This is a genomic window from Streptomyces johnsoniae (assembly GCF_031845565.1).
GTDB classification, from domain to species: Bacteria; Actinomycetota; Actinomycetes; order Streptomycetales; family Streptomycetaceae; genus Streptomyces; species Streptomyces johnsoniae.
The window spans coordinates 77899-99791 of sequence record NZ_JAVREV010000011.1; the positions used below are offsets into that span (position 1 = coordinate 77899).

The 21893-nt window shown below is 71.8% G+C and carries 20 protein-coding genes and 3 pseudogenes; 6 read left to right on the forward strand and 17 right to left on the reverse strand.

All coding sequences use genetic code 11. From position 1 onward, the window contains the following. Positions 1 to 4: 4 nt before the first annotated feature. From RM779_RS19990 to RM779_RS20005, 4 genes are all read right to left on the reverse strand, one after another. The gene (locus RM779_RS19990) at positions 5 to 499 is read right to left on the reverse strand and encodes an NUDIX hydrolase (protein WP_311619106.1); all 495 of its coding nucleotides are present in this window, start codon (positions 497 to 499) and stop codon (positions 5 to 7) included. Next, the gene (locus RM779_RS19995; protein ID WP_311619107.1) at positions 496 to 1929 is read right to left on the reverse strand and encodes an NCS2 family permease; all 1434 of its coding nucleotides are present in this window, start codon (positions 1927 to 1929) and stop codon (positions 496 to 498) included. Before RM779_RS19995 ends, RM779_RS19990 begins: the two co-directional genes overlap by 4 nt. A gap of 95 nt (positions 1930 to 2024) precedes the next feature. Then, positions 2025 to 3242, reverse strand: a complete 1218-nt coding sequence (locus tag RM779_RS20000) for a hypothetical protein (RefSeq protein ID WP_311619108.1) — start codon at positions 3240 to 3242, stop codon at positions 2025 to 2027. After that, positions 3242 to 4171 carry a 5-dehydro-4-deoxyglucarate dehydratase gene (locus RM779_RS20005; RefSeq protein WP_311619109.1) on the reverse strand — a complete coding sequence of 310 codons (930 nt, stop codon included), beginning with the start codon at positions 4169 to 4171 and terminating at the stop codon, positions 3242 to 3244. The genes RM779_RS20000 and RM779_RS20005 overlap by 1 nt, the downstream gene beginning before the upstream one ends. A 164-nt stretch (positions 4172 to 4335) precedes the next feature. On the opposite strand from RM779_RS20005, the gene RM779_RS20010 reads away from it, so the two are divergent. After that, positions 4336 to 5160 (forward strand): NAD-dependent epimerase/dehydratase family protein, encoded by an 825-nt coding sequence (locus RM779_RS20010; RefSeq protein WP_311619110.1) that lies wholly within the window; start codon positions 4336 to 4338, stop codon positions 5158 to 5160. A 398-nt stretch (positions 5161 to 5558) separates the two neighbouring features. On the opposite strand, the pseudogene RM779_RS20015 reads toward RM779_RS20010, so the two are convergent. The 6 genes and pseudogenes from RM779_RS20015 to RM779_RS20040 form a co-directional block, all read right to left on the reverse strand. Further along, a pseudogene (locus RM779_RS20015) lies at positions 5559 to 6133 on the reverse strand (family 43 glycosylhydrolase); the annotation flags it as partial. Continuing rightward, complete coding sequence (locus RM779_RS20020) at positions 6130 to 7281, reverse strand: Gfo/Idh/MocA family protein (protein ID WP_311619111.1); 1152 nt, start codon at positions 7279 to 7281, stop codon at positions 6130 to 6132. The pseudogene RM779_RS20015 and the gene RM779_RS20020, both read right to left, overlap by 4 nt. Further along, positions 7278 to 7763 (reverse strand): annotated as a pseudogene (locus tag RM779_RS20025) (carbohydrate ABC transporter permease); the annotation flags it as partial. The pseudogene RM779_RS20025 and the gene RM779_RS20020, both read right to left, overlap by 4 nt. Positions 7764 to 8469: 706 nt before the next feature. Next, entirely contained in the window at positions 8470 to 9501 is a 1032-nt protein-coding gene (locus RM779_RS20030; RefSeq protein WP_311619112.1) for a right-handed parallel beta-helix repeat-containing protein, read from the reverse strand. Positions 9502 to 10129: 628 nt separating this feature from the next. Then, positions 10130 to 11656 carry an MFS transporter gene (locus RM779_RS20035; RefSeq protein ID WP_311619113.1) on the reverse strand — a complete coding sequence of 509 codons (1527 nt, stop codon included), beginning with the start codon at positions 11654 to 11656 and terminating at the stop codon, positions 10130 to 10132. Between the two features lie 87 nt (positions 11657 to 11743). After that, complete coding sequence (locus RM779_RS20040) at positions 11744 to 12898, reverse strand: FAD-dependent monooxygenase (protein ID WP_311619114.1); 1155 nt, start codon at positions 12896 to 12898, stop codon at positions 11744 to 11746. Positions 12899 to 13077: 179 nt separating this feature from the next. On the opposite strand from RM779_RS20040, the gene RM779_RS20045 reads away from it, so the two are divergent. After that, positions 13078 to 13683 carry a TetR/AcrR family transcriptional regulator gene (locus RM779_RS20045; protein WP_311619115.1) on the forward strand — a complete coding sequence of 202 codons (606 nt, stop codon included), beginning with the start codon at positions 13078 to 13080 and terminating at the stop codon, positions 13681 to 13683. 115 nt (positions 13684 to 13798) lie between these two features. On the opposite strand, the gene RM779_RS20050 is transcribed toward RM779_RS20045, so the two are convergent. The 3 genes from RM779_RS20050 to RM779_RS20060 form a co-directional block, all read right to left on the reverse strand. Further along, on the reverse strand, positions 13799 to 13939 hold the full coding sequence (locus RM779_RS20050; protein ID WP_394813342.1) for a type II toxin-antitoxin system VapC family toxin: 141 nt from the start codon (positions 13937 to 13939) through the stop codon (positions 13799 to 13801). A gap of 90 nt (positions 13940 to 14029) precedes the next feature. Beyond that, positions 14030 to 14299 (reverse strand): type II toxin-antitoxin system Phd/YefM family antitoxin, encoded by a 270-nt coding sequence (locus RM779_RS20055; RefSeq protein ID WP_311619262.1) that lies wholly within the window; start codon positions 14297 to 14299, stop codon positions 14030 to 14032. Between the two features lie 139 nt (positions 14300 to 14438). After that, positions 14439 to 15050, reverse strand: a complete 612-nt coding sequence (locus RM779_RS20060) for an ATP-binding protein (protein ID WP_311619116.1) — start codon at positions 15048 to 15050, stop codon at positions 14439 to 14441. A gap of 193 nt (positions 15051 to 15243) precedes the next feature. Between RM779_RS20060 and RM779_RS20065 the strand changes: the two genes are divergently transcribed. The 3 genes and pseudogenes from RM779_RS20065 to RM779_RS20075 form a co-directional block, all read left to right on the forward strand. Beyond that, positions 15244 to 16128: a helix-turn-helix domain-containing protein gene (locus RM779_RS20065; protein WP_311619117.1), complete on the forward strand. Its 885-nt coding sequence runs from the start codon at positions 15244 to 15246 to the stop codon at positions 16126 to 16128. Next, positions 16125 to 16316, forward strand: coding sequence for a DUF397 domain-containing protein (locus tag RM779_RS20070; RefSeq protein ID WP_311619118.1), 192 nt, complete (start codon positions 16125 to 16127; stop codon positions 16314 to 16316). Before RM779_RS20065 ends, RM779_RS20070 begins: the two co-directional genes overlap by 4 nt. Before the next feature lie 34 nt (positions 16317 to 16350). Next, positions 16351 to 16434: pseudogene (locus RM779_RS20075) on the forward strand (prevent-host-death protein); the annotation flags it as partial. A gap of 2 nt (positions 16435 to 16436) precedes the next feature. On the opposite strand, the gene RM779_RS20080 reads toward RM779_RS20075, so the two are convergent. The 4 genes from RM779_RS20080 to RM779_RS20095 form a co-directional block, all read right to left on the reverse strand. Then, positions 16437 to 17357 (reverse strand): transglutaminase-like domain-containing protein, encoded by a 921-nt coding sequence (locus RM779_RS20080; protein WP_311619119.1) that lies wholly within the window; start codon positions 17355 to 17357, stop codon positions 16437 to 16439. Between the two features lie 108 nt (positions 17358 to 17465). Then, positions 17466 to 18983: a hypothetical protein gene (locus RM779_RS20085; protein WP_311619263.1), complete on the reverse strand. Its 1518-nt coding sequence runs from the start codon at positions 18981 to 18983 to the stop codon at positions 17466 to 17468. Positions 18984 to 19162: 179 nt separating this feature from the next. Beyond that, positions 19163 to 19372, reverse strand: a complete 210-nt coding sequence (locus RM779_RS20090) for a ferredoxin (protein ID WP_311619120.1) — start codon at positions 19370 to 19372, stop codon at positions 19163 to 19165. A 15-nt stretch (positions 19373 to 19387) separates the two neighbouring features. Further along, positions 19388 to 20581: a cytochrome P450 gene (locus RM779_RS20095; RefSeq protein WP_311619121.1), complete on the reverse strand. Its 1194-nt coding sequence runs from the start codon at positions 20579 to 20581 to the stop codon at positions 19388 to 19390. 255 nt (positions 20582 to 20836) lie between these two features. On the opposite strand from RM779_RS20095, the gene RM779_RS20100 reads away from it, so the two are divergent. Further along, positions 20837 to 21850: a TetR/AcrR family transcriptional regulator gene (locus RM779_RS20100; RefSeq protein WP_311619122.1), complete on the forward strand. Its 1014-nt coding sequence runs from the start codon at positions 20837 to 20839 to the stop codon at positions 21848 to 21850. The last annotated feature ends 43 nt before the right edge of the window (positions 21851 to 21893 follow it).

Consider the following 21893-nt stretch of genomic DNA (forward strand, 5'->3'; position numbering starts at 1 on the left):
AGGCTCAGTGATGCCAGGGCAGCCGGACGGGCCCGTCCGGTATCCGTCCCCGCAGCTCGTGGAGCAGGCCGGTCAGGCCGAACGGGATCACCCGGTCCGCCGTGCCGTCCAGCTCGGCCACCGGCCACCAGCGGTGGCCGAGGGTGTTGCGGCGTTCCCTGGCCTCCATGCGGCTGGTGTCCACGGCGTGGGCGGTGGCCGGGGGCAGGGAGCACAGGAAGAAGTGGTCCTCGAACCAGCCGCTGGCCCACGGGAGCTGGGCGTGGCCGCCGGTCCAGGCCACGTGCGGGAGCACCGTGTCCTCCGCGACGCGCAGGCCCGTCTCCTCGTAGAGCTCGCGGACCGCCGCCGCGTGCAGTTCCTCGCGTGGGCGCACGCCACCGCCCGGGGTCATCCACAGCGCGGGCGCCCCCGGCTCTTCGGCCATGCGGAACAGCAGCAGGCGCCCGGCGCCGTCCAGCAGCAGCACGCGCGCCGACCGCCGTACCGGGCGCGTCACTCGACCCCCAGCAGCTGCTCGACGGGGTTGATGGCGAAGTAGACCACGAACAGCGCCGCGGTGATCCACAGCAGCCAGGTGACCTCGCGGGTGCGGCCGAGCACCACCTTCAGCAGCACGTAGGTCACGAAGCCCGCGCCGATGCCGTTGGTGATGGAGTAGGTGAACGGCATCACGGCGATGGTGACGAACGCCGGGATGGCGAGGCCGGTATCGGCCCAGTCGATGCGGCCGACCTGCGTCATCATCAGGAAGCCGACGGCGACCAGCGCGGGGGCCGCGGCTTGCGAGGGGACCACCGCCGCGAGGGGCGCGAAGAAGAGCGCGAGCGCGAAGAGGCCGCCGGTGACCAGGTTGGCGAAGCCGGTCCGCGCGCCCTCGCCGACGCCGGCGGCCGACTCGACGTAGGAGGTGTTGGAGGAGGCCGAGGCGGCGCCGCCCGCCACGGCGGCAAGGCCGTCGACGAACAGCAGCCGGCCGAGCCGCGGCACGCGGCCGTTCTCGTCGAGCAGCCCGGCCTCGCTGGTGACGCCGACGGCGGTGCCCATGGTGTCGAAGAAGTCGGTCAGGAACAGCGTGAAGGTGATCAGCACGACGGTGATGAAGCTGATCTCGCCGAACGCGCCGAACAGGCTGAACTGGCCGAGCAGCCCGAAGTCGGGCGCGGCCACGATGTCGTCCGGCACGCTGGGCACGGACAGGCCCCATTCGGCGTCGCCGATGTCGGCGATGGCGTTGACCACGACGGCCAGAACGGTCATGGTGACGATGCTGATGAGGATGGCGCCCTTGACCCGGCGGGCGAGCAGCGCGAGGGTCAGCAGCAGGCCGAGGCAGAAGATCAGGATGGGCCAGCCGTGCAGTTCGCCCGTGCCGCCCATCGCGAGCGGCGGCGACATCTCCTGGCCCGTCGTGAACCCGGCGTCCACGAAGCCGATCAGCGCGATGAACAGGCCGATGCCCACGCCGATGGCCTGCTTCAGCCCCATGGGGATCGCGTTCATCACGGCCTCGCGCAGCCCGGTCGCGGACAGCACGCACAGGATGATGCCCTCGATCACCACCAGGCCCATCGCCTCGGGCCAGGTCATGCGCGGCGCGATCTGGTAGGCGACCATCGCGTTGATGCCGAGCCCGGCGGCCAGGGCGAGCGGCAGGTTGGCGGTGACGCCCATGAGTGCCGTCATGATCGCGGCGACCAGCGCGGTGACGGTGAGCAGCTGCTCGACGGAGAGCCGGTCGCCGTTGATGTCCGTGGCGCCGCTGAGGATGATCGGGTTGAGCACCAGGATGTAGGCCATCGTGAAGAACGTGGCGAGGCCGCCACGCACCTCGCGGCCGAAGGTGGAACCGCGCTCGGAGACCTGGAAGAAGGAGTCCAGGCGCCCGAGCGGGGACGCACGGTCGTGGGCGACGGAGCGTGACGGCATCGTTGAATCCTTGACTGAACGGCTTCGGGGACCGGGGCATTCTCCCTGTTCGGTCGCCCCCGCGGGTTTTCGCCGTGTAACACGATGCCGCACCGTTACGGAATTGCGCCCTCCCGGCCCAGGTCGCGCAGGGCGTCGGCGACCGCGGACAGATCGGCGTCGTTGGCCAGTCCCGCGTGGTAGAGCCGCAGCTCGGTCGCGCCGAGCGACGCGGCGTGCGCCGCGTCGGCGGCCAGCGTCCCCGGCTGTCCGCCCATGCCGCCGACCACCGTGAGATTGGCCGCGACCGTCGTCCCGGCGCGGCGGTGCGCGGTGAACGGCCCCAGCGCCGCGGCCCGTTCCGCCGCGCCGCCGCCGCTGGGCACGACGACGCCGTCCGCGTGGGCCAGGACACCGGCCGGGTCGACGCCCACGTTGGCGCCGCAGCGGTGCGGGGCCGGATCGGCGTGCAGCAGCACCCGGAAGCCGGGCGGCGCGGCGGCGCGAACGGCGGCGACGGCTTCGCGCTGGAAGCTGCCGGCCACGCCGTTGCGCCAGTCGGCGACGGCGTGCGCCGGCTTGTCGCCGAGCAGGGCGGCGATCTCGGTCCACTCCCCCTCGCGGTCCCCCGCCGCGGGCGCGGCCCGCCCGTGCCATACCGGGCCGAGGGCGCGCAGGACGGCCGCGCGCAGCTCCTCGGGGTCGGCGCCCGCGGCGGCGTACCCGCCGCGGCACACCTCGCAGAAGCACAGCGACATCAGATAGGTGCCGACAGCACCGAGCGGGCCGCCGCCGATCTTGTCGTGCGCGTGCAGGTGCGCCAGGCCGTACCAGCCGCAGGACTCCAGCTCCGTGCCGGCCGTTCCGGGCCGCACGGCGGCCTCGACGGCCAGGGCGGTGGCGTAGGCGCGCACCTCCGGACGGGCGATGCACGGCGCCCAGGGGTAGCGGTCGCCGTACGCGTTGCGGACGGTGACGGCCGGGTACTCCTCACCGAGGCGGGAGTTGTGCGCCAGGACCACCCAGGAGTGCACCTCGACGCCCGCCCCGGCCAGCGCGGTGGCCGCCTCGCCGTACGGGTCGGCGCCGGCCACCCAGTCCTGCCGGTAGGGGCGCAGCTCGCGGCCGGACCAGCGGGCGGGGTCCTGCGGGTAGTACACCGCGGAGTGCCGGGCGGTGACGATGCGGTGGCGCGGGTGGCGCGGGGTGAGTGCCCTGGTGGTGTGGTAGGCGGCGGCCAGGGTGGCCTGCTGGACGCCGAGCCCCGCGACGCGCCCGGCGGCGGCCGGGTCGCCCACGATGTCCCAGGGGTAGACGAAGGCCGAGGCGCGCATCAGCGGCCCACCAGGTCGAGGCCGTGTTCGAGCAGGGCGGCCAGCTCGGTGAGGTGCTCGGGCTCGGGCTCGGCCAGCGGCGGGCGCACCTCGCCGACGTCGAGGCCGCGCAGCCGGACCCCGGCCTTGACCAGGGACACGGCGTATCCGTTGCCGCGGTTGCGCAGCTCGACCAGGGGCCGGTAGAAGCCGTCGAGGAGGCGGCGCACCGTCGCCTCGTCGTCCTTCTCCAGGGCGCCGTGGAAGGCGAGGGCGATTTCGGGGGCGAAGCAGAAGACGGCGGAGGAGTAGAGCCGCACGCCGAGGCCGCGGTAGGCACGGCCGGTCAGCTCGGCGGTGGGCAGCCCGTTGAAGTAGCGGAACGAGGTGTCGGGCAGCTCGGCCCGGACGGCGGAGATGATGCGCTGGAGCAGGTCGAGGTCGCCGAGGCCGTCCTTGAGGCCGACGATGCCGGGAGTCCTGGCCAGCTCGACGGCGGTGGCGGGGGTGAGGACGACGTTGTCGCGCTGGTAGACGATGATCTCCAGCGGGGTGGCCGCGGCCAGCGCCCTGAAGTGGCGCAGCAGGCCGCGCTGGCCCGCGTTGACGAGGTAGGGCGGCATCGCGAGGAGGCCGTCGGCGCCTTCTTCCTCGGCGATGCGGGCGAACTCCACGGCCGTGGCGGTGCCGTAACCGGTGGCGGCGACGACGGGCACCGCACCGGCCGTCTCCTCGACGGCGGCGGCGATGCAGGCGCGGTACTCCTCGCGGGTCAGGGCGTGGAACTCTCCGGTGCCACAGCAGGCGAACACGGCGCCGGCGCCCGCGTCGACCCCGGACCGCACGTGGGTGCGGTAGGCGTCCAGGGCGAGCGACCCATCGGGGGCGGAGGCGGTCACGGGAAAGAACAGCAGGCCCTCAAGGCGGCTGACGAGCGCGGCTTCGGTCATCGCGTCCTCTACTCCCTCGCCGTACATGATTATGATTGGCGTCCATATAGCTGAACAGACACGCTAGTTGAGCCCGGAATCAACGGTCAAGGCGTCGTTGACGCTCCTCGGCCCACCCTCTAGCGTGTCCTCATATATGAATGATATTTACGGATGGAGACCTGATGTCTGCTGGTCAGTCCGCTGAACGACGCACCGTGCTCCTCACCGGCGCCTCCGGGGGCGTCGGCACCCTGATGCGCGAGCTGCTGCCGTCGCACGGCCACGACCTCCGGCTCCTGGACGTCGTGCCGGTGCCCGGCGCGCCGGACGCCATCACCGCCGATCTGGCCGACCGCGATGCGCTACGGGCGGCCGTTCGCGGCACCGACGCGATTCTCCATCTCGCCGGCATCTCGCTGGAATCCACCTTCGAGAAAATCCTGCGGGCGAACATCGAGGGCACCTACAACCTCTACGAGGCGGCGCGCGCCGAGGGCGTGCGCCGGATCGTTTTCGCGTCGAGCAACCACGCGGTGGGCTACATGCCCTGGCCCGCGCCCGGCGCTCCGCCGCTGCCGGTGGACGCACCCCACCGGCCGGACACGTTCTACGGGCTGTCCAAGTGCTTCGGCGAGGATCTGGCGCAGTTCTACTGGGACAAGTACGGCATCGAGACCGTGTCCGTCCGCATCGGCTCCTGCTTCCCCGAGCCGACCTCCGTCCGGATGCTGGCCGTCTGGCTGAGTCCCGCCGACGGCGCGCACCTCTTCGACCGGGCGCTGCGGGCCGAAGGCGTCGGCCACAGCATCGTGTACGGCTCGTCCGCCAACACCCGCACCGTGTGGGACCTTGAGCCGACGCGGGCGCTCGGCTTCGATCCGCGGGACGACTCCGAGACGTTCGCCGCCAAGCTGATCGCCGAGCAGGGGGAGCTGGACACCACCAGGCCGGATCAGGCTCATCTGGGCGGTGCGTTCATCACCGACCCGCCGATCTGGCCCCGTTGAGCGCCCCGCCCGCCCGGTGCGCCGCCGCGGCCCGGGCGGGCGGGAGCGAGGTCGGCCCGCAGGGCGGGTCGGCGAACGCCAGGGAGCCGCCCGCACCGTCGTGCCCGAACGCGTCGGCGCGAGGAACGGGCGGCCCGTCATGAAGCCGAGACCGTAGGTGCGCATACGGGCGGGCGCACTCCGCGGCCGCCGCGTACAGCCCCGCGAGGCCGCGGGCCGAGCCGATGCCGGCCCGCGCGGCGGCCGGCCCGCCGGGGTCACGGCCGCTGTTCCTGCCATTCGGCCTGCGCCTCGTTGAGGCGTTCGGCCAAGTCGTCGGCGAATTCCTGGGCGCTCATCTCGCCCAGCAGCAGCCGCTGGAAGTTGGGCTCGGTATCGGCCTTGGTGATGTCGTTCCAGTCGGGCAGGTACAGCTTGGAGCCCTCCGGCGTGAACCAGCCGGGCAGCGCGTCCCCGTCGACGATCACCGTGCCGGGGTCCAGCAGTTCGGTCGCGTCCGCGCTCATCCGGTGGCCGGTCAGCCGGTTCTTGATGCCGGACCTGGAACGCGCCCAGCCGTGCACCAGGTACGCCCGCCCGTCCTCGTCCCACAGCGGGCACGGATCGATCAGCCCTCTGCCCGCCTTCAGCAGCAGTGGCGCCGACCACGGGCCGGTGATGTCCGGGGCGTCGATGCGGAAGATGCCCTGATCGGGGTCGCCCCAGAAGATCCAGAACCGGCCCGCGTGGTGACGCAGCGCCGGGGCCCAGACGCCGCGGTCCGGGCGCGGAACGGCGAAGTCCTCGGCCGGTTCGAGCGTTCCAGGGCGTGGCCCACGATCCGCCAGTGGACCAGGTCCCTGGAGTGCAGCAGTGGCAGCCCCGGCACCCGGCCGAAGCTGGAGGCCGTCAGGTAAAAGTCGGCGCCGACGCGGATGGCGTCCGGGTCCGACCAGTCGGCGGCCAGCACGGGGTTGGTGTAGTACGCGGTCATGATCCGGCCTCCAGGCGGCCCGCCCAGGGCGCGCCGAGTTCCGAGTAGAGGGCCAGTCGTTCGGCGCCGGCCGCGGTCAGCTCGTCGATGCCGGGAATGACGCGGCGCGGCCCGTGCTCCCCCGGTTCGGTGTGCCAGGCGCCGCCGGGCAGCACGACCGGCTCCGGCGCGGTGCGCACCGCCTCGACGAGCCGGGTGAACGCCCCGGTGCGGTGCAGCGGCACCAGCAGCGGCTCGCCCTCCCGCAGGTGGGCGACGAGGTTGGCCAGCAGGTCCGTCCGCCCGTGGTCCGCGGTTTCCGGGGCGTGCCCGGTGCGTTCGAGGCGCACGCGGTCGGCCTTGTACCAGAAGGTGATGCGGCCCGTCTCGCCGTGCACGACCACGTACGGCTCGCCCGGCTGTTCCGCGGCCAGGGTGACCGCGATGACGATGGGCCGCCCGGCCGTCGTGCGGATGCGGGCGCAGGACGTGTCGTCGGCGTCGATGTCGTTGACCCGGTACAGCTCCAGGTCGATGGCGGCGACGTCCTCGTCGCGGTCCGCGCCCTCGATGCGCAGCGCGGTCGCGACGGCGTGGGCCAGCGGGTTGGTCAGCACGCCGTCGACCACGTCGCGGCCGTTCAGCGTGCGGTGCCCGCCCCACGGCGCGCGCTTCCAGTACGCCTCCTCGCGCACCCACGCGCCGGCGGCGCCGATGCCGCGCACGGCGCCGATCGCGCCGTCCGCGATCAGCGCGCGAATGGCACCGATGGCGTCCGAGCCCAGCGACTGGAAGCCGATCTGGCAGGCGATCCCGGCCTGACCGACCTCGTCGGCCAGCTGCCGGAACTCGGCGAGCGACGGCGTCGGCGGCTTTTCGAGCAGCAGGTGGACGCCCGCCCTGGCGACGTCACGGCCGAGGTCGCCGTGGGTGTGGATGGGCGTGCAGACCACGGCCGCCTCGGCGCCGGTGCGGGCCAGCAGCCCCGCCAGGTCGTCGGACTGCTCGGGGCGGCCGAGCCCGGCCAGCTCCTCCTCGGCGAGCGGCGTCAGTTCGCAGACACCGACCAGCCGCACCACGTTCCGCGCGGCGAGGCGGCGGAGGTTCGCCAGGTGCCAGCGGCCGTGGCCGCGGGCACCGGCCAGCACGACGGGCAGCGGGCCGCTCATCCCTTCACCGCCCCCGCGCTGAAGCCGGTGATCAGCCAGCGCTGGATGAACGCGAAGACCAGCACCACCGGCACCGCCGCCACGACGCCGCCCGCGGCGAGCGCCCCGAGGTCGACGCTGTCGGAGCCGATCAGGGTGTTCGGGCCGACCGGGATGGTCTGTGCGTCCTGCGCGTTGAGGAACATGAGCACGAACAGGAAGTGGTTCCAGCTGTGCACGAAGGCGAACGAGCCGACCGCGATCAGACCGGGCCGCAGCAGGGGCAGCACGATCGCGAGGAAGGCGCGCGATCGCGAGCAGCCGTCCACCCGGGCCGCCTCTTCGAGCGAGACCGGCACGTTTCTGATGAAGCCGCTGATGAGGATCATCGACAGGGGCAGCTGGAAGACCGGATCGGCGACGATGACGCTCCACAGCGAGTTCAGCAGCTGGAGTTCGCGGAAGATCTCGAACAGCGGCACCAGCATCAGCAGGTACGGCAGGGAGCGTGGGGAGCTTCCGCCACGGCGGCGCCGCGGGGGCCGGGTCCGTTCTTTGACGGCGTCGGCCATTCCGCTTCTCCGTTCTTAGCTGGCGGACGGCGCGTTAAGCGCTTTCTGCATATCCGCATGGAGGTGAAGGGTGATCTCGGCAAGGGACTTGCAACTTGGGATTCGGGACTTGGGATTCGGGACTTGGGACCGGGCTGGCGTTGCCCGTTTCAGCCGACGTGGGGTTCGGGGGTGCGGCCTTCGCGGGAGAGGAAGGTGAAGTCGCGGCCGGACAGGGGTCTTGGACACGCCGAACATCGCGGCCAGTTCGGTCTCCACCAGCGGCGAACCCGGCGCGGCCCCCCGGTGAGAATCGCGTGCGTCACCTGCTGCGACACGTACTGCGTCCGGGAGGGAACAGGCACCGGCGCGGCGCCGGACAGGGGTGCATGCATGCGGGAGGGCCCCCAGATTCGCATATGACATCTCGTATATGACATACGACATACGACACGCGGTGCGCACGAAGGTAGGGCGGCGAAGCGAGCGCGTCAACGCCTCCGACAAAAATCGTGGGAGCGCGCCCACGCCCCGGCGGACGGGTCCGCCGGGGAAGCAGGGGCCGACGGCGGGTGCCGCGGCCGGTGTCGCCGAAGGCGCGGCCGCGCCGCGCGATGCCCTGGCCGCACGGTCTCTCGTCGGGCCGGCGCCGCGTCGGTCACCGCGAAAGGCTGGTGACGGGCTCCGGCCCGGCGCCGATACGGACGTCGCCCGGCTCGTCGACGGCGCTGCTCCGGGCCGCGAGGCGCACGTTGCGGCAGTCCTCGACGAGGATGGCGTCACCGCCGGCGCGGGAGATGGTGATGCGGTCGATCACCGCGCCGCCGCTCTCCGGCACGCAGAGGATGCCGCGCCCGCCGCCCCGCGCGATGACCTCGCCGACGCGGATGTTGGTCGGATAGCCGTCGCCGATACGGCCGTCGCGATTGCCCATGCGGAACGCCGCGTACCCGGTGTCCGCGCCCGTGCCCTCGCCGTCCACGCGCCCGATCCGGGCGTTGACGGTGTCGTTCAGCTGCAGCCCCGATTCACCGGTGCCGCGGGCCGTGACGGTGCCGATGGTCAGCCCGTCGACCCCGTAGGTCTCCACGGCATGGCTGCCGCCTCCCGAGACCCGGACATCGCCGATCCGAACGTTGCGGGAACGGGCGTCGCGGTCGTCGTGGTTGTCTATGCGGACGCCGAGACCGCCCGACAGGTCCATGTCGATCTGGCCCATGGTGATGTCGGTGCCGTTGCGCACGAGGATGCCGAAGTGGGGCGTGCCGGTGAGGGACGCGTTGCGGATCTCGACGTCCGTGGTGTTTCTGGTGCGCAGGGGGGCGTGACCGGCGCGGGCGGGCCCGGTGACATTGATCGTGCCGCAGAAGTCGATCATGGTGTAACTGGGCAGGTCGAGCGACTGGTCGCCGGGCACGTCCCCGGAGCCGCGGACCAGGACCCCCGCCTTGGCCGTGCGGTCCGAGGGCAGACTGCCGACCGCCGCGCGCATGGCCGAGAGCATGTCGGTCCCCGAATAGCCGGGCGCCGTCCAGGTGTTGCCGTTGCGCACCGCCTCGGCCTGGTAGGTACCGCCGCCGCAGGCCACGGCACCGACGACCGTGCCCGCCGCGGCGCCGACCGACCCTGTCAGCGTCGCGGCGGTGACCAGCGAGACGATTCCGGAGAGAAGTGCGGCTCTGCGTCCCATCGTTCACTCCTGGTGGGGGATGTGGGGAATGCCGATCACACGCCGAACCACCCTGGTGAATCGATTCACTGCCGGAGCGTCCTTCACCGGCGGAGGCGACGAGCAGTGTGGGGCACCCGCAAGGACGCGGTGGCGGTGCGCGAGGGGAAAGCGCTTGCGATCACGGGGAGTATCGCAACGCCTCCGGTGGGCGTCAAGAGTCGTGCGAGGCCGCCCGGTCGCACTCCGCACGGACCGACGCTCGCACCCCCCGAATCGTCCGGCGGCGGCGCCGGTACGTCCTGAGACCTGGCCGGGCCCTGAACGAAGAATCGGCTACGGAACTCGAATGCCTGATGCCGGTCAACCCGTCGATGACGAGGCCGCTGCCGACGCGGCCCCGCGCCGCGTTCCTCGGTGCCGAAGCGCGGCCGCACTGCCGCAGCGTCTGGCGTCGGCCGCGCCGATCGCGTTCCTCGGTTCTCCGACGACGAGGCGTACGACTGCGTCATCGCCGTGGCTGCCGGTGGGCTCCGCTGACGACGGAAGGCGGGCCGTCCCCCTACGAAGGTCCCCCCAGTGGCAGTGGCGACTTCGTCCGGGCGGTGCCCCCAGGCACGATGCGTGCAAGAGGGAGCCGGATCGCAGCTCATACCTGTCCGTATTCGCGCGATTCGGTGCTGCCCGGCTGCCGGTCGATCGCAGGCGTACCACCCGGACCCTGCGGCGCCCCGGGCGCGGCCGGCGCGGCGGACCGGTTACGTGCCAGCATGATCGCGGGCACCGCGGCGAGGGCGAAGAGCACTCCCGCCATCACCACATAGAGGTACACGCCGGTCGCCGTGCTCACCGGGGCACCGTCGGCAAAGGTGCCGGGAATCAGGGTCGCCTTGAGCACCTCACCCCCGGCGAAGCTGAAGACGACCGAGCCGAGGGCGAGCACGACCGACACCAGACCGGCGGTCGTGCCCTGCCGTTCGGGCGCTTCGATGCTGGTCGCCAGGTTGTAGCCGGAGGCGCCGATCGCGCCGGCGGCCATGCCGACCATGGCGCCGCAGGCGATCGCCAGCGCGAGGCTCGATACCCCCGCCAGCATGGCGAACGTCGCCGCTGTCCCGAGGGCGATGCCACCGAGAAGAGGCAGCGCGGGACCGAACCGCCCCGCGATCCATCCGGCGCACGTGCCGCCGACGACGATGCCGAGGTTGGACGTGGCGAGCAGCGTCGCGACCGCCTCTCCGTCGCCAAGCCCGTAACCGAGCCCCAGGTCGGGGGGCACCTGGGCGACGATACCCGTCAGTTGCAGCATGCTCCGGAAGGAGCCTGCCGCCAGCACCAGGGCGAGCAGCGTCAGCAGGATCGGGCGGCTGAGGGCCCGGATGTCGATGATGGGTTCGTCGACCCGCAGCGCGAGGAACGCCCAACCGGCCAACGCGGCGGCACCGGCCGCCAGCAGCGCGATCATGCCCCAGGACAGCCAGCCGAGGTCTCTCCCGAGGCTGACGTAGGCGAGCACCGCGCCGAGACCGCCGCCGAGCAGAAACGCCCCGCCCACGTCGATCCGGCCGGTGCTGCGGATCGGCGACTCCGGGATGAAGGAACGCACGCTGAGCGCGGCCGCCGCGGCGAGCAGCGCCGCCACGATGAACACGCTCCGGTAGCCGAACACGTCGATGACCGGCTCCATCAGGTACGGCTCGATGACTCCGACGATCGACGAGCCGGACGTCACGAGCCCGACCACGGCCATCGCCACCCCCGGGGTGCAGATCTGGCGCGTGAGGGCCACCGTGATGAAGATCGCGGCGAAGGCGGCGCCCTGGAGGAAGCGCCCCACCAGGAAGATCCAGACGTTGGGCGCAGCGAGGCAGACCAGCGCTCCCGCGCATGCGAGGAGCAGCGTGCCGATGAGTACCCGGCGCTTGCCGAAGATGTCGGAACTCTTGGCGAGCAGCGGCGACCAGATGGCCCCGGCCAGCATCGCGCTCGCGTTCAGCCACGCGGTCTGGTCGGTGTCGAAATGCGCCAGCAACTGGGGCAGGACCATCATGGGCGAGCCGATGGCCACGTCGGCCAGGACGTTGGCGAGGGTGAGAACGGCCGCCCAGAGGATGAGCCGCTTACTCCAGCGGTCCTCTTGGGCGCCGGGGGCGGGCCTTTCCAGCGTGTCTTTCACTATGCATTCTCTCCAGCGCGTTTGAGGGTGAGATCCCGGCGAGCGGCACGCCCCGTAGGTCACCGAGTGGTCTGCACGACGCCGGGTTCAGGGCGCGCCGGTGCCGGGGGCGCGCAGGGCCTTGTTGCGGGCGGCGATCGCGGCCCAGGTGGCCGGCAGAATGCGGTCGCGACCGCTGTAGACACGGTCCTGGGCGAAGGTGACATAGGGGCGTTGCCGGGCCTCGTACCGGGCGAACGCGGCGGTGTGGTCATCGCCGCACCGTTCGAGTTCTTCGGCGAGAAAGCGGGCGCCGGTGAGCGCGAGCGAGGTGCCCCGGCCGGACAGGAAGGCCGGGCAGTACCCGGCGTCCCCGACGAGGGCGACGCGGCCGCGGTGCCAGGAGGGCAGGTGAATCTGGCTCGCGGAGGTGAAGAAGAAACCGGGGTCGGCGCGGGCCGCGTCGAGCAGTTCCGGGATACGCCACGACCGGTAGCCCGCGAAGGCGTCGATGAGAATCTGCTTCTGGGCGTCCAGGTCGTGGTGGTCGTAGTCGATCGGTTCCGAGCGGAACTGGAAGACCGCAACGGCCTTGCCGTTGTACCGGAAGATGCCTGCCATCCGGCCGGGAACGTTGTATATCGAGTTGTTGTATATCGAGTTGGCGCCCTCGGATTGCGCCTCGCCGGGGTGGTCGGCGAGGGCGAAGTAGACACCGAGGTGCCGGAGATAGTCCTCCTCGGGCCCGAACACCAGCCTGCGTACCGCGGAGTGCTGGCCGTCGGCGCCGAGCACCAGGTCGTACCGCCCGGTGCGGCCCGATGCGAAACGCACGTCGACGCCGTCGTCGTCGGCGCCGCCGTTGACGCCGTCGTCGTCGGTCAGTGTCTCGATCGAGTCGCCGAATCGGATCGCCGCGCTGTCCGGGAGCGCCTCGGCGAGGATACGCACGAGGTCTTCGCGGAGAAGCTCGATGTCGTCGTCGGAGTCGCTGATCTCCGCCATCGGGATTCGGGCCACCGGCTCGCCCCCGCTGTCGACGAACTGGGTGAGTTCGGACATCCGGACTCGTTGCTTCTGGATCTTCGTGAGCAGTCCCATCCTGTCCGCGGTCTCGATGGCATCACCGCGGATGTCGATGGGTGTGCCGGTGAGCCGGAGGTGGCGGGCGTACTCGACGACGGTGACGTCGTGGCCGCGGGTGCCGAGCTCAAGTGCGCAGGCGAGCCCGGCGATACCGGCTCCGGACACAAGGATGTTCACGTGTGCGCTCCAGGTTTCGCTGGGGAAGGTGGCGATCGGGCCGGCCGCGGGCGCGGCAGTCCAGCGACTAAAGAAACAAACAGTTGCTTTTAGCGAGCCTACTTACCACCGGCTTGCACCGCAACGCCGCGCCTGGCGACAATCGGCACCCGAGCAGAGAGGTGGAGGTGAGCGCGGCGATGGCCCACGGGACCGCCGACCGGCAGCCCGCACGTCGCCCCGGTGGCCGCAACGCGCGGGTGAGAGCGCAGATCCTCGCCGCGACCGTCGAGCTCGTGGCGCGCGACGGCATCGCGGGCTTCCGCTACGAGGAGGTCGCCGAGTTCGCCGGCGTGCACAAGACCAGCGTCTACCGCAACTGGCCCGACCGCGAGGAGCTGGTGGTCGAGGCCCTGCTGCGCTACGCCGAGGATCTCGCCTCGGTCGCCGACACCGGCGACATCCACCGGGACCTGGTGGACTTCCTGCTGGCCCTCGCCGGTGGCCTGGAAACGCCGTTCGGCCGGACGCTCGAACAGGCCATCCAGCCGGCCCGCCAAAGCCCCACCGTCCAGACGCTGACCAAAATCCTCGACCAGCGCGTGGCCGCCATGCGGCGGCGGGTGGACACCGCTGTCGACCGGGGCGAGCTTCCCCCGGTCGACAGCTCCTTCCTCGGCGAGATGATCTCCGGCCCGGTGCACCTCATCGTCAACCGCGGCATGCGCCCGTTCACCCGCACGGACGCGGAGCGCATCGTCGGCGTGGTACTCGCCGGCATCCGGGCCACGGCTTCACACGCCTGACTCGCGGCCCGTTCGGCCCACTTCCCGAGGACACCGCCGCGCGCGAGAGTCTCGGGGCGCCGAGAAGCCGCTCGGCCAAGCAGTCGGGTGATGCCGGGCCGGCCCGCGTCCCGGCTCAGACCGGCATGACCGGCACGTCGTACTGCGGGATTCGCTTGTCGCGGGTCACGAGCGTCAGCCCTTCGATCTGCGCCTGGGCGACGAGGACCCGGTCGAACGGGTCTCTGTGGTGGTCCGGCAGCCGACCCGCCCGCACCCCGTGCCCGGCGGTGACGGGCAGGCCGGTGAACTGGCTGTCTCACCGCACTGACATACACGGCCGGCTCGGTGTCGAGCAGGAGACGCATCAGCGCGCCCCGAAAGCGTCGGTGATGTCGTCGGGCAGGTCGTCGAAGTCGTCCGGGGTGTGGAGGGGCCCTGGCAGCGAGCCGCGGCCGGTCCGTCTCACCCTGGGGCACAGTGGCACCAGCTTGGCGACGGGCTCGCCAGCCTTGCTGATCACCACCTCTTCGCCGGTGGCCATCTGCTCCAGAATGCGGGAGAAGTGCGTCTTCGCTTCGTGCACGTTGTACTTCCGAGCTGCTTCGGTACCGGCTCCTCCCCTTGGACTCAGCATGACCGAGCGTGCTCTGCTCATCGCTCCTCGGCAGGCCCACAGACGGTGAGCGGATACGCCGGGGCGCGACCCGGTGCAGGACCATCCCCAGTCCGGGCGCCACTACTCCGGCTCGCCGCCGAGCGGGGGCGTCTTCTCGTCAATAGGTTCGAACGGTGAGTGGCTCGGTTGCGGGGAGTCTGAGCAAGGTGCCGTCTTCCAGGCCGAGCAGGACGGCGAGACCACCGGTGGCATAAGGCTCGCCGCGAACGGTATGAATCGTGTACCACTCACCCCGCACCTGCACACGTTGCCCGGCGCTGACGGCCGCAGCGGCAATGCTGGTCGTCGTCGCAGGCGGCGCGAGACCGGGGACTTTCAGCTCGGCCCACACCCGCTTGCCCGTGCCGTTGGGAAAGCCTTCGAAGCCCCAGGCATGGGCAACGGCCTCCACCAGAAGCAGTCCGCGTCCGCCGGTGTCCTCCTCCGTGGGCGCACGGATCTCCGGCATCCCGGGGCCTGTGTCGCTCACTTCGAGCACCAGCATCCCATCGTTAGCCGAGAGAGCGATCCGGATCTCAATCCGGCTACCAGGTACGTCGCCCGCGCGCAGCGCGTTCGTGACCAGCTCGGCGAGCACCAACTCCGCATTGTCGACGCTCTCGTGATCCACCCCCGGCTCAGCGAGTAAGGCGCGCAGCAGGGCGCGCGCTCGCCCCGCGTTGCGGTGGCAAGAGGACAACCTGAAGCTGGCTTCTTCCAGTGCGGCCATTACAGCTCCCGCCGGTCGGCATTCGACGGCCCTCGGCGCAAAGGGCGGTTGCCCTGCGGCGTCGAAACCGCAGGAGCAGCTTGCCCACGGATCATGCTGCCCTGCAACGTTGCCAATCAGGATGAGCGCAAACTTCCCTCCTGTGAGTGAACCACCCTCCGCGAAAGGGCCCGGCTCTGCTACTGGTGTGGGTATGCGCCCCAAGAACACCAGCTCCACGCCGTCCACTGTCCTGGGCCGCCAACTCGGAGACGAGCTGCGACGCTTCCGCGAGTCGGCCAAGCTGACCACGGCACAGGCCGCCGTCGCTCTGGACTGCACGAAAGGCAAGATCAGCCGAATGGAGAACGGGCGCGTCGCAGTGCGGCTCCCGGATCTGACGGCGATGCTGCGCGCCTATGGCGTGACGGCCCCGGAGACGCTCGAACGGCTGGCCGCCCTCGCCCGCAAGGCCAACCGTCGCCGCAGACAGGGCTGGTGGAGTCAGTACGGTTCCGTCCTCGCAGACACCTACCGCGACTACATCGCTCTTGAAGCTGTGGCATCCTCCATCCGCACTTTCCAAGCGCAGTTGGCACCCGGCCTCCTCCAGACCCCGGAGTACATCAGGGCTGTGACTGTGGCCTCACGGCAGTGGCAGACCGCCGACGAGATCGAGCAGTTCGTGCAGGTGCGGCTCGCCCGGCAACAACGTCTCACTGGTGAGCCACCGCTGCGTCTATGGGCTGTCCTTTCGGAAGCAGTGCTGCTTCAACAGGTCGGTGGGGCAGAGGTGATGCGGGATCAGTTGAGGCACATGATCGAGACGGCGGAAAGGCCGAACGTCACCGTTCAGGTGCTGCCGTTCTCCTATGGCGCACACGCCAGCATGTTCGGGCCCTATGTGCTGCTCGGGTTTCCAGAGGTGGGAGCACTCGATGTCGTGCTCGCGGACAACCCGACTGGTTCGATGTGGCTGGAGCAGCCTTCCCAAGTCAGTCGCTACCATGAGCTGTTCGACGCGGCACGTACGTCGGCCCTGTCGCCGACGGCATCCCGGGCACTCATCCACCGCAGGGCAAAGGAGTACGAGGTATGAGCCGCGCATCGCAGTCACCGCACGGCGCATGGCGCCGAAGCACCTACAGCGGTGGGAACAACGAATGCGTCGAGGTAGCGACGCCGGTGAGAAACCACATACCCGTCCGGGACAGCAAGCAGCCCGAGGGGCCCGTCGTCGTGTTCGGCACGGGTGCGTGGGGTGCGTTCGTCGCCTCGCTGCGCTGACGGCTGACGCCCCGGACGGCAGCCGGGTGCGGCTGGGCAGTCGTTCAGCCTGACCCGGGACGGGCACCGCATCGGCGAGCTGATCCGGTTGCGGCGCCGACGCCGCTTCGTGTCCCGGGCCTATCCCCGCAGTGTGACCTCCCGTGGGCCGTTGAACGGGGCGAGGGACCGCACCGTGCGCGGGGTGCGCAGGCCGTCGTGGTCGGTGAACAGGGCGCGCGCCGCGTCGAAGGGGACGTCGGGGCCCGCGGTCAGGGCCGCGACCTCGTCGTAGAGTGCGCGGATCTCGGCCGTCAAGGCGGCATCGCTGTCCGCGTCCGCGCCCCAGACGTCCCACAGCAGCGTTTCCGACTTGTTGAGCGCGGCCAGGTCGAGGCGGACATATCCCCCGACGAACCACTCCCCCGCCAGCGGACTGCCGGGCGCGAAGCCGAACGACGCGGGGTCGGCCTCCCCCGCGCGGATCGCCTGCCAGGCGGCACCGGCGACCAGGAACCGGTCGCGCGGCACGTCCAGCGGGTCGAAGCCCGGCTCGAACACGTCGCCGACCACCGGATCGGTCAGCTGTGCGTCGGCGAGCAGCCAGCCGCGTTCCTCGTCCCAGTACTCGGTGACCACGTGGTCCACGTGGAAACCGTCGTCGTGGAAGTAGTCGGCGAAGCCGACGCGCAGCCGCGCCGGAACGCCCGCGTGGCGCAGGAACGAGCAGTGCAGCAGCGAGAAGTCGCGGCAGACGCCGACGAAACGGTCCTCTGGCTCGCGTTGCAGGGTCAGCGGCGCGTCATTCCGCCCGGTGACGATGCGCAGGATGTCGTCGACGTACCGCGTCTCCGCGTCGTCGTGAAGGCGGTCGGCGGGGATGTCGTAGGAGTAGATGCCGCCCTCGGTCCGGTGGATCGCCAGGCCGCGCGTGACGCCGGCCAGGCGCTCGGGGTCCGCGGGCAGGCCCGCGTAGTGCGCGCCGAGCGCTCCCGGGTCGGAGAAAGCGCTGTGCGCGCGATAGAAGGCGGCGGCTTCGGGCGCGAGACGGTCGGTTGGCATGGCGGACCTCAGGCGGCTATCGGCCGCATGTTCGAAGATGGGCTGGTGCTCACACCGTGCCAAATTCCGCGGACCGCTGTCCACACATGCGCCGCCCGGCCGCGGCCCTCAGCGCAGTGACCTCGACTTGAACGCGGCCTTCCTCGCCTGCTTGGCCAGCCGCTTGTCGGGGTGCAGCCGGCCCACCGCCTCCAGCACGTCCGCCGTCGCGGGATGGTCGGTGCGCCAGGCCCGGTCGAAGAACTCGCTGTGCCGGCCGGCGAGATCGGACACCAGCTCCCGCAGCTCCGCCGCGTCGTCCTCGACGGCGACCGTCGCGAGCTGGGCGGCCAGCGTGTCGATGGTCAGCCAGAAGACCAGTGCCTCGCCCGGCGGCGGAACGTCGGCCGCCCCCCGTTCGGCCAGCCAGACGCGGGCCAGGCCGCCCAGCTCGCCGTCGTCCAGCACCTCGCGGAGCGCGGGCTCGGCCCGCTCGTCGAGGAAGGAGAGCACCAGCTGGCAGCCGAGGCGGCGCCCCGGGCCGCCCGGATCGCCGCCGCGGGCCGCCGCCAGCAGGTCGCGCGCCGCGTCCCGCGGGGTGCGCCCGGCGAGCCACAGCTCCGCCTCCTCGCGGGCCGCGGCCTCCGGCCGGTACGGCAGTACGGCGAGCAGCGTCGCCGCGTCGCGCACCGCCAGCTCGCCGATGAGGGGGACGTCGAGACCGGCGTCGAGCATCCGGCGGCGCACGCCGTAGAGACCGAGGGGCGTGAGGCGCGCGAGCCCGTAGCGGGCCAGGTCCTCCTCCTCGCCGTCGTCCCCGTGCTCGTCCTCGTCCTCGTCACGCTCCGGCACCGCGGCATCGGGACCGGCCTCCGCCTCCTCGATCACGGAGTCGTCGACCGGCTGGTACTCCAGCAGCCCGGTCCCCGCCAGCGCGCCGAACTGCCCGTCCAGCTTCAGCACGGCGGCCGACAGCTCGTCCAGCGCCTCCGGGGACAGCTCGTCCATGTCCTCGGGAACGATCGAGGCGGCGGCGACCATCGGCAGCGGCACCATCGACGCGGCCTGCCCGGCCTCGTCGGTGACCGCGAACAGGTAGAGGCTGCCCAGCGCGGCGTCGAGGTGGCCGGCCGCCTCCTCCTGATCGAACTCCAGCGCGTCCACGTCGATGGCGCCCGGGTCGATCTCGCCGTCGGCGCCGAACACGCCGCCGAGTCCGCCGAGCCCGCCGATCAGCTCCTCGAAGGTCGGGGTCGCGGCGTCGGCGAGCACCGCGTCCACGCCCGCGGACCACAGGTCGAGGACCCCGCCGGGGTCGTCCTCCGACATCAGGTCGAGGTCCTCGCCGGGCGACGCGGTGCCCATCGCCTCGGAACCGTCGTCCGCCGGGGCTTCGGCGATCTCGATCAGGCCGGTGTCGACGGCGAAATGCCAAGCGTCGGCGGCGAACTCCTCGCCGCCATCCACGGCGTCGAGGCCGAGGTGCGCGACGGCGGACCGCAGTTCGGCGGCGGGCAGCTCGCCCCCCGCGCCGACGTGCGTGCCGGGTGCGGCCCACTGCGCGAGCCGGACGGCCCGGGCGAGCAACGGCGAGGCCAGCGCCGCACGGGCCAGCTCCGCCTCGGCGGGCAGCCGCACGGGCGGCATGGTGGGACGGTCGTCACCGGGGTTCACGAACGCTCCTCAAAGCGGCGAGCTGGGCAGGTCACCAGCCTAGATCAGCCGAGCCCCCCGTGCGCGACGGCAGCCGCCCGGCCGTGGGCAACTCGGCCGGTCCGCCCGCCGCTTCGGCGCCTGACCGACGCCGGCGGCGGAAGGAGACGCTGTCAGTCCGCGCCGGCGACGCGGATGGCACCGGCCGGGCAGCGTTCGGCGGCGGCCAGCACGGCGTCCCTGCGCACCTCGGCCGGGCGATCGTCGATCAGGACGACGGTCCCCTCCTCCTCGTCCTGGTCGAAGACTTCGGGGGCGAGCAGCGCGCACATACCGCTGCCCGCGCACAGAACGGGATCGGTCTCCACACGGAGTTGGTTCATGGTGGTGGCACCTTCCTACCAGCCGACGGGCAGCCGGTAGGCGCCGTAGACGGGCATCTCGGAACGGACGGGGATCTCCTCCACCGGCACGGCGAGCCGCAGCCCGGGGAACCGGCGCAGCAGAGCGGGGAAGGCGATACGCAGTTCCATGCGCGCCAGTTGCTGTCCGAGGCAGGCGTGCGCGCCGTGCCCGAAGGCCACGTGCCGGCCGGGCGGCCGCGTGATGTCCAGGGTGTCGGGGTCGTCGAAGACGTCCGGGTCGCGGTTGGCGGCGATGAAGGAGACGCTGACGGAATCGCCGGCCCTGATCAGCCGACCGCCGAGTTCCACATCCTCCAGCGCGGCGCGGACCCCGACGTCGAACTGGGCGATGGTCACGTAGCGCAGCAGTTCCTCCACGGCGCCGTCGATCAGCGCGGGGTCCTCGCGCAGCAGCGCCAGTTGGCCGGGGTGGGTGAGCAGGGCGAGGGTGCCGAGACCGAGCATGCCCGAGGTGGTCTCGTGCCCGGCGACCAGGAGCATCAGGGCGATACCGAGGGCTTCCTCGTCGTCGAGGCTGCCCTCGTGGATCACGCCGCTGAGCACGTCGTCCGTCGGCCGGGCGCGCTTGTCGGCCACGATGCCCGCCAGGAACGCGGTCAGCGCCGCCTCGGCGGCCTGCGCGTCCGCCAGGGCGCTGCCGGCGCTGGACATGACGTTGGTCCAGCGCTCGAAGTCCTCGTGGGACTCGTAGGGCACGCCGAGCAGTTCGCAGATGAGCAGGGACGGTATGGGCAGCGCGAAGGTCTGTATCAGGTCGGCCGGCTGCCCCGCGGCCTCGGTGGCGTCCAGGGCCTGCTCGACGATCTGCTCGATGCGGTCGGTCAGTTGCCGGATACGGCGCACGGTGAACTGTCCGGTCAGCAGCTTCCGGTACCTGGGGTGCTCCGGGGCGTCCATGCCGATGAACACGCCGCGGGGCGCCGGGGTCGGCGGGTCGGTGCGCATCGGGGAATGGATGAGTTCGCTGCGGGAGCTGAACCTGGGGTCGGCCAGCACTTCCCGGACCAGGGCGTTCGAGGTCACCAGCCAGCCGGTGGTGCCGTCGGGGTGGGCGATCGGGCTGACCGGCTGGTGCTCGCGCAGGTGGGCCAGGCCGGTGGGCGGGTCGAGCGGCGTGGCGCGCTCGGTGGGCAGCGGCGCGGGCCGCCGAGAGGGGGCTTCGGTCATCGCGTGATTCCTCTTCCGGGACGGGCTGCGGGAGACTCGTACACCATAAGACATCGCGGTCCTGACAGCCAGCACCCGCCCGTCAACTCCGGCCCCCTGCCCGGCGGCCGCGCACGCAATTACGCCGGATACTCGGCTGAACCGGCAAGCCGTGCCCTCGTTTCCACACGAGCGAAGCCGCTATTTCGTCACACCCCACGCGTGGTACGGTGACGCCGCAGCATCTTTGGTCCGTGACGAAATGAAGGGCCGGCCATGCCGATCTGCGCACAGTGCGCGCGCGAGTTCACGCGCCTGTCCCGGGGACGCGCGCCCCGGTACTGCTCCCGCGCCTGCCAGGCCCGCGCCTACCGGGCCAGGAAGGCCGGGCCGCCGAAGGCCGAGCCAGCGAACGCGCCGCCCGCGGCGGCGCCACCGCGGACGGGCCGGCCGCCCGCCGGCCCGGGCAGATCCTCGGGCACGCTGTCCGTGCTCGCCATCGTGCGGGCCGCCGTGCGCATCGCCGATTCCGAGGGGCTGGACGCGCTGTCGATGCGACGGGTGGCGGACAGCCTCGGGGCCGGGGCGATGGCCCTCTACCACTACGTGACCGGCAAGGACGAGCTGATCGAGTTGATGGTCGGACAGGTCTACGCCGACAGCGGCGCCGCCGCGCCGCCGGGACCCGGCGGCTGGCGGGCCGCGCTGGAGCATGTGGCACGCGCAGAATGGGCGCTGTACACCGCTCATCCCTGGACGCTCCGGGTGCTGGCGACCGTGCGCCCGCCGCTCGCGCCGAGCGTTCTCGCCGGGGCCGAGCGTGCGATGGCGGCGCTCGACGGCACGGGCGTCGACTCGTTGACGGTCCACCGGCTCACGCAGAGCGTGCTCGGCCAGGTGCAGGGACTCGGCCTGCTGCGGGTCAGCGAGATCGAGGCGGCGCGCCGGGCGGGCCCGTCGCTGGCGCACTGGCGCACCGTCACCGCTCCGGCGGTGCTGATGCCCGACCGGGACACGCCGTATCCGCGGCTCGCGTCCACGGCGCGGGACGCCGAGGCCGCCGCGGACCTCGACGCGCTCTTCGAGTTCGGCCTGGCCCGCATCCTGGACGGCGTCGCCCTGTTCCTCGACGGACTTCCGGACCGCACGGAACACACGGAACACACGGACCAGGCGTCGGACACCGCGCACGGGGGCGCCGCCCGGCCCGCGGCGCAGGACCCGCGCGCCGGTGGCGACGGCCCGGCCGTTCACCGGAACGTCGCGGACCCGACGGCCCGCGGCCGTTGACAGCGCCCGGCGCCCTGCGGGACTTTGACGCGCGTAGAGGATG

Coding starts and splice junctions, on each gene's coding strand:
- RM779_RS20070 (WP_311619118.1), top strand. CDS start 16,125: ATGAGCCGCGCATCGCAGTCACCGCACGGCGCATGGCGCCGAAGCACC.
- RM779_RS20055 (WP_311619262.1), bottom strand. CDS start 14,299: ATGCTGAGTCCAAGGGGAGGAGCCGGTACCGAAGCAGCTCGGAAGTAC.
- RM779_RS20060 (WP_311619116.1), bottom strand. CDS start 15,050: ATGGCCGCACTGGAAGAAGCCAGCTTCAGGTTGTCCTCTTGCCACCGC.
- RM779_RS20065 (WP_311619117.1), top strand. CDS start 15,244: ATGCGCCCCAAGAACACCAGCTCCACGCCGTCCACTGTCCTGGGCCGC.
- RM779_RS20085 (WP_311619263.1), bottom strand. CDS start 18,983: ATGCCGCCCGTGCGGCTGCCCGCCGAGGCGGAGCTGGCCCGTGCGGCG.
- RM779_RS20010 (WP_311619110.1), top strand. CDS start 4,336: ATGTCTGCTGGTCAGTCCGCTGAACGACGCACCGTGCTCCTCACCGGC.
- RM779_RS20020 (WP_311619111.1), bottom strand. CDS start 7,281: ATGAGCGGCCCGCTGCCCGTCGTGCTGGCCGGTGCCCGCGGCCACGGC.
- RM779_RS20080 (WP_311619119.1), bottom strand. CDS start 17,357: ATGCCAACCGACCGTCTCGCGCCCGAAGCCGCCGCCTTCTATCGCGCG.
- RM779_RS20030 (WP_311619112.1), bottom strand. CDS start 9,501: ATGGGACGCAGAGCCGCACTTCTCTCCGGAATCGTCTCGCTGGTCACC.
- RM779_RS20045 (WP_311619115.1), top strand. CDS start 13,078: ATGGCCCACGGGACCGCCGACCGGCAGCCCGCACGTCGCCCCGGTGGC.
- RM779_RS20095 (WP_311619121.1), bottom strand. CDS start 20,581: ATGACCGAAGCCCCCTCTCGGCGGCCCGCGCCGCTGCCCACCGAGCGC.
- RM779_RS20090 (WP_311619120.1), bottom strand. CDS start 19,372: ATGAACCAACTCCGTGTGGAGACCGATCCCGTTCTGTGCGCGGGCAGC.
- RM779_RS20100 (WP_311619122.1), top strand. CDS start 20,837: ATGCCGATCTGCGCACAGTGCGCGCGCGAGTTCACGCGCCTGTCCCGG.
- RM779_RS19995 (WP_311619107.1), bottom strand. CDS start 1,929: ATGCCGTCACGCTCCGTCGCCCACGACCGTGCGTCCCCGCTCGGGCGC.
- RM779_RS20005 (WP_311619109.1), bottom strand. CDS start 4,171: ATGACCGAAGCCGCGCTCGTCAGCCGCCTTGAGGGCCTGCTGTTCTTT.
- RM779_RS20000 (WP_311619108.1), bottom strand. CDS start 3,242: ATGCGCGCCTCGGCCTTCGTCTACCCCTGGGACATCGTGGGCGACCCG.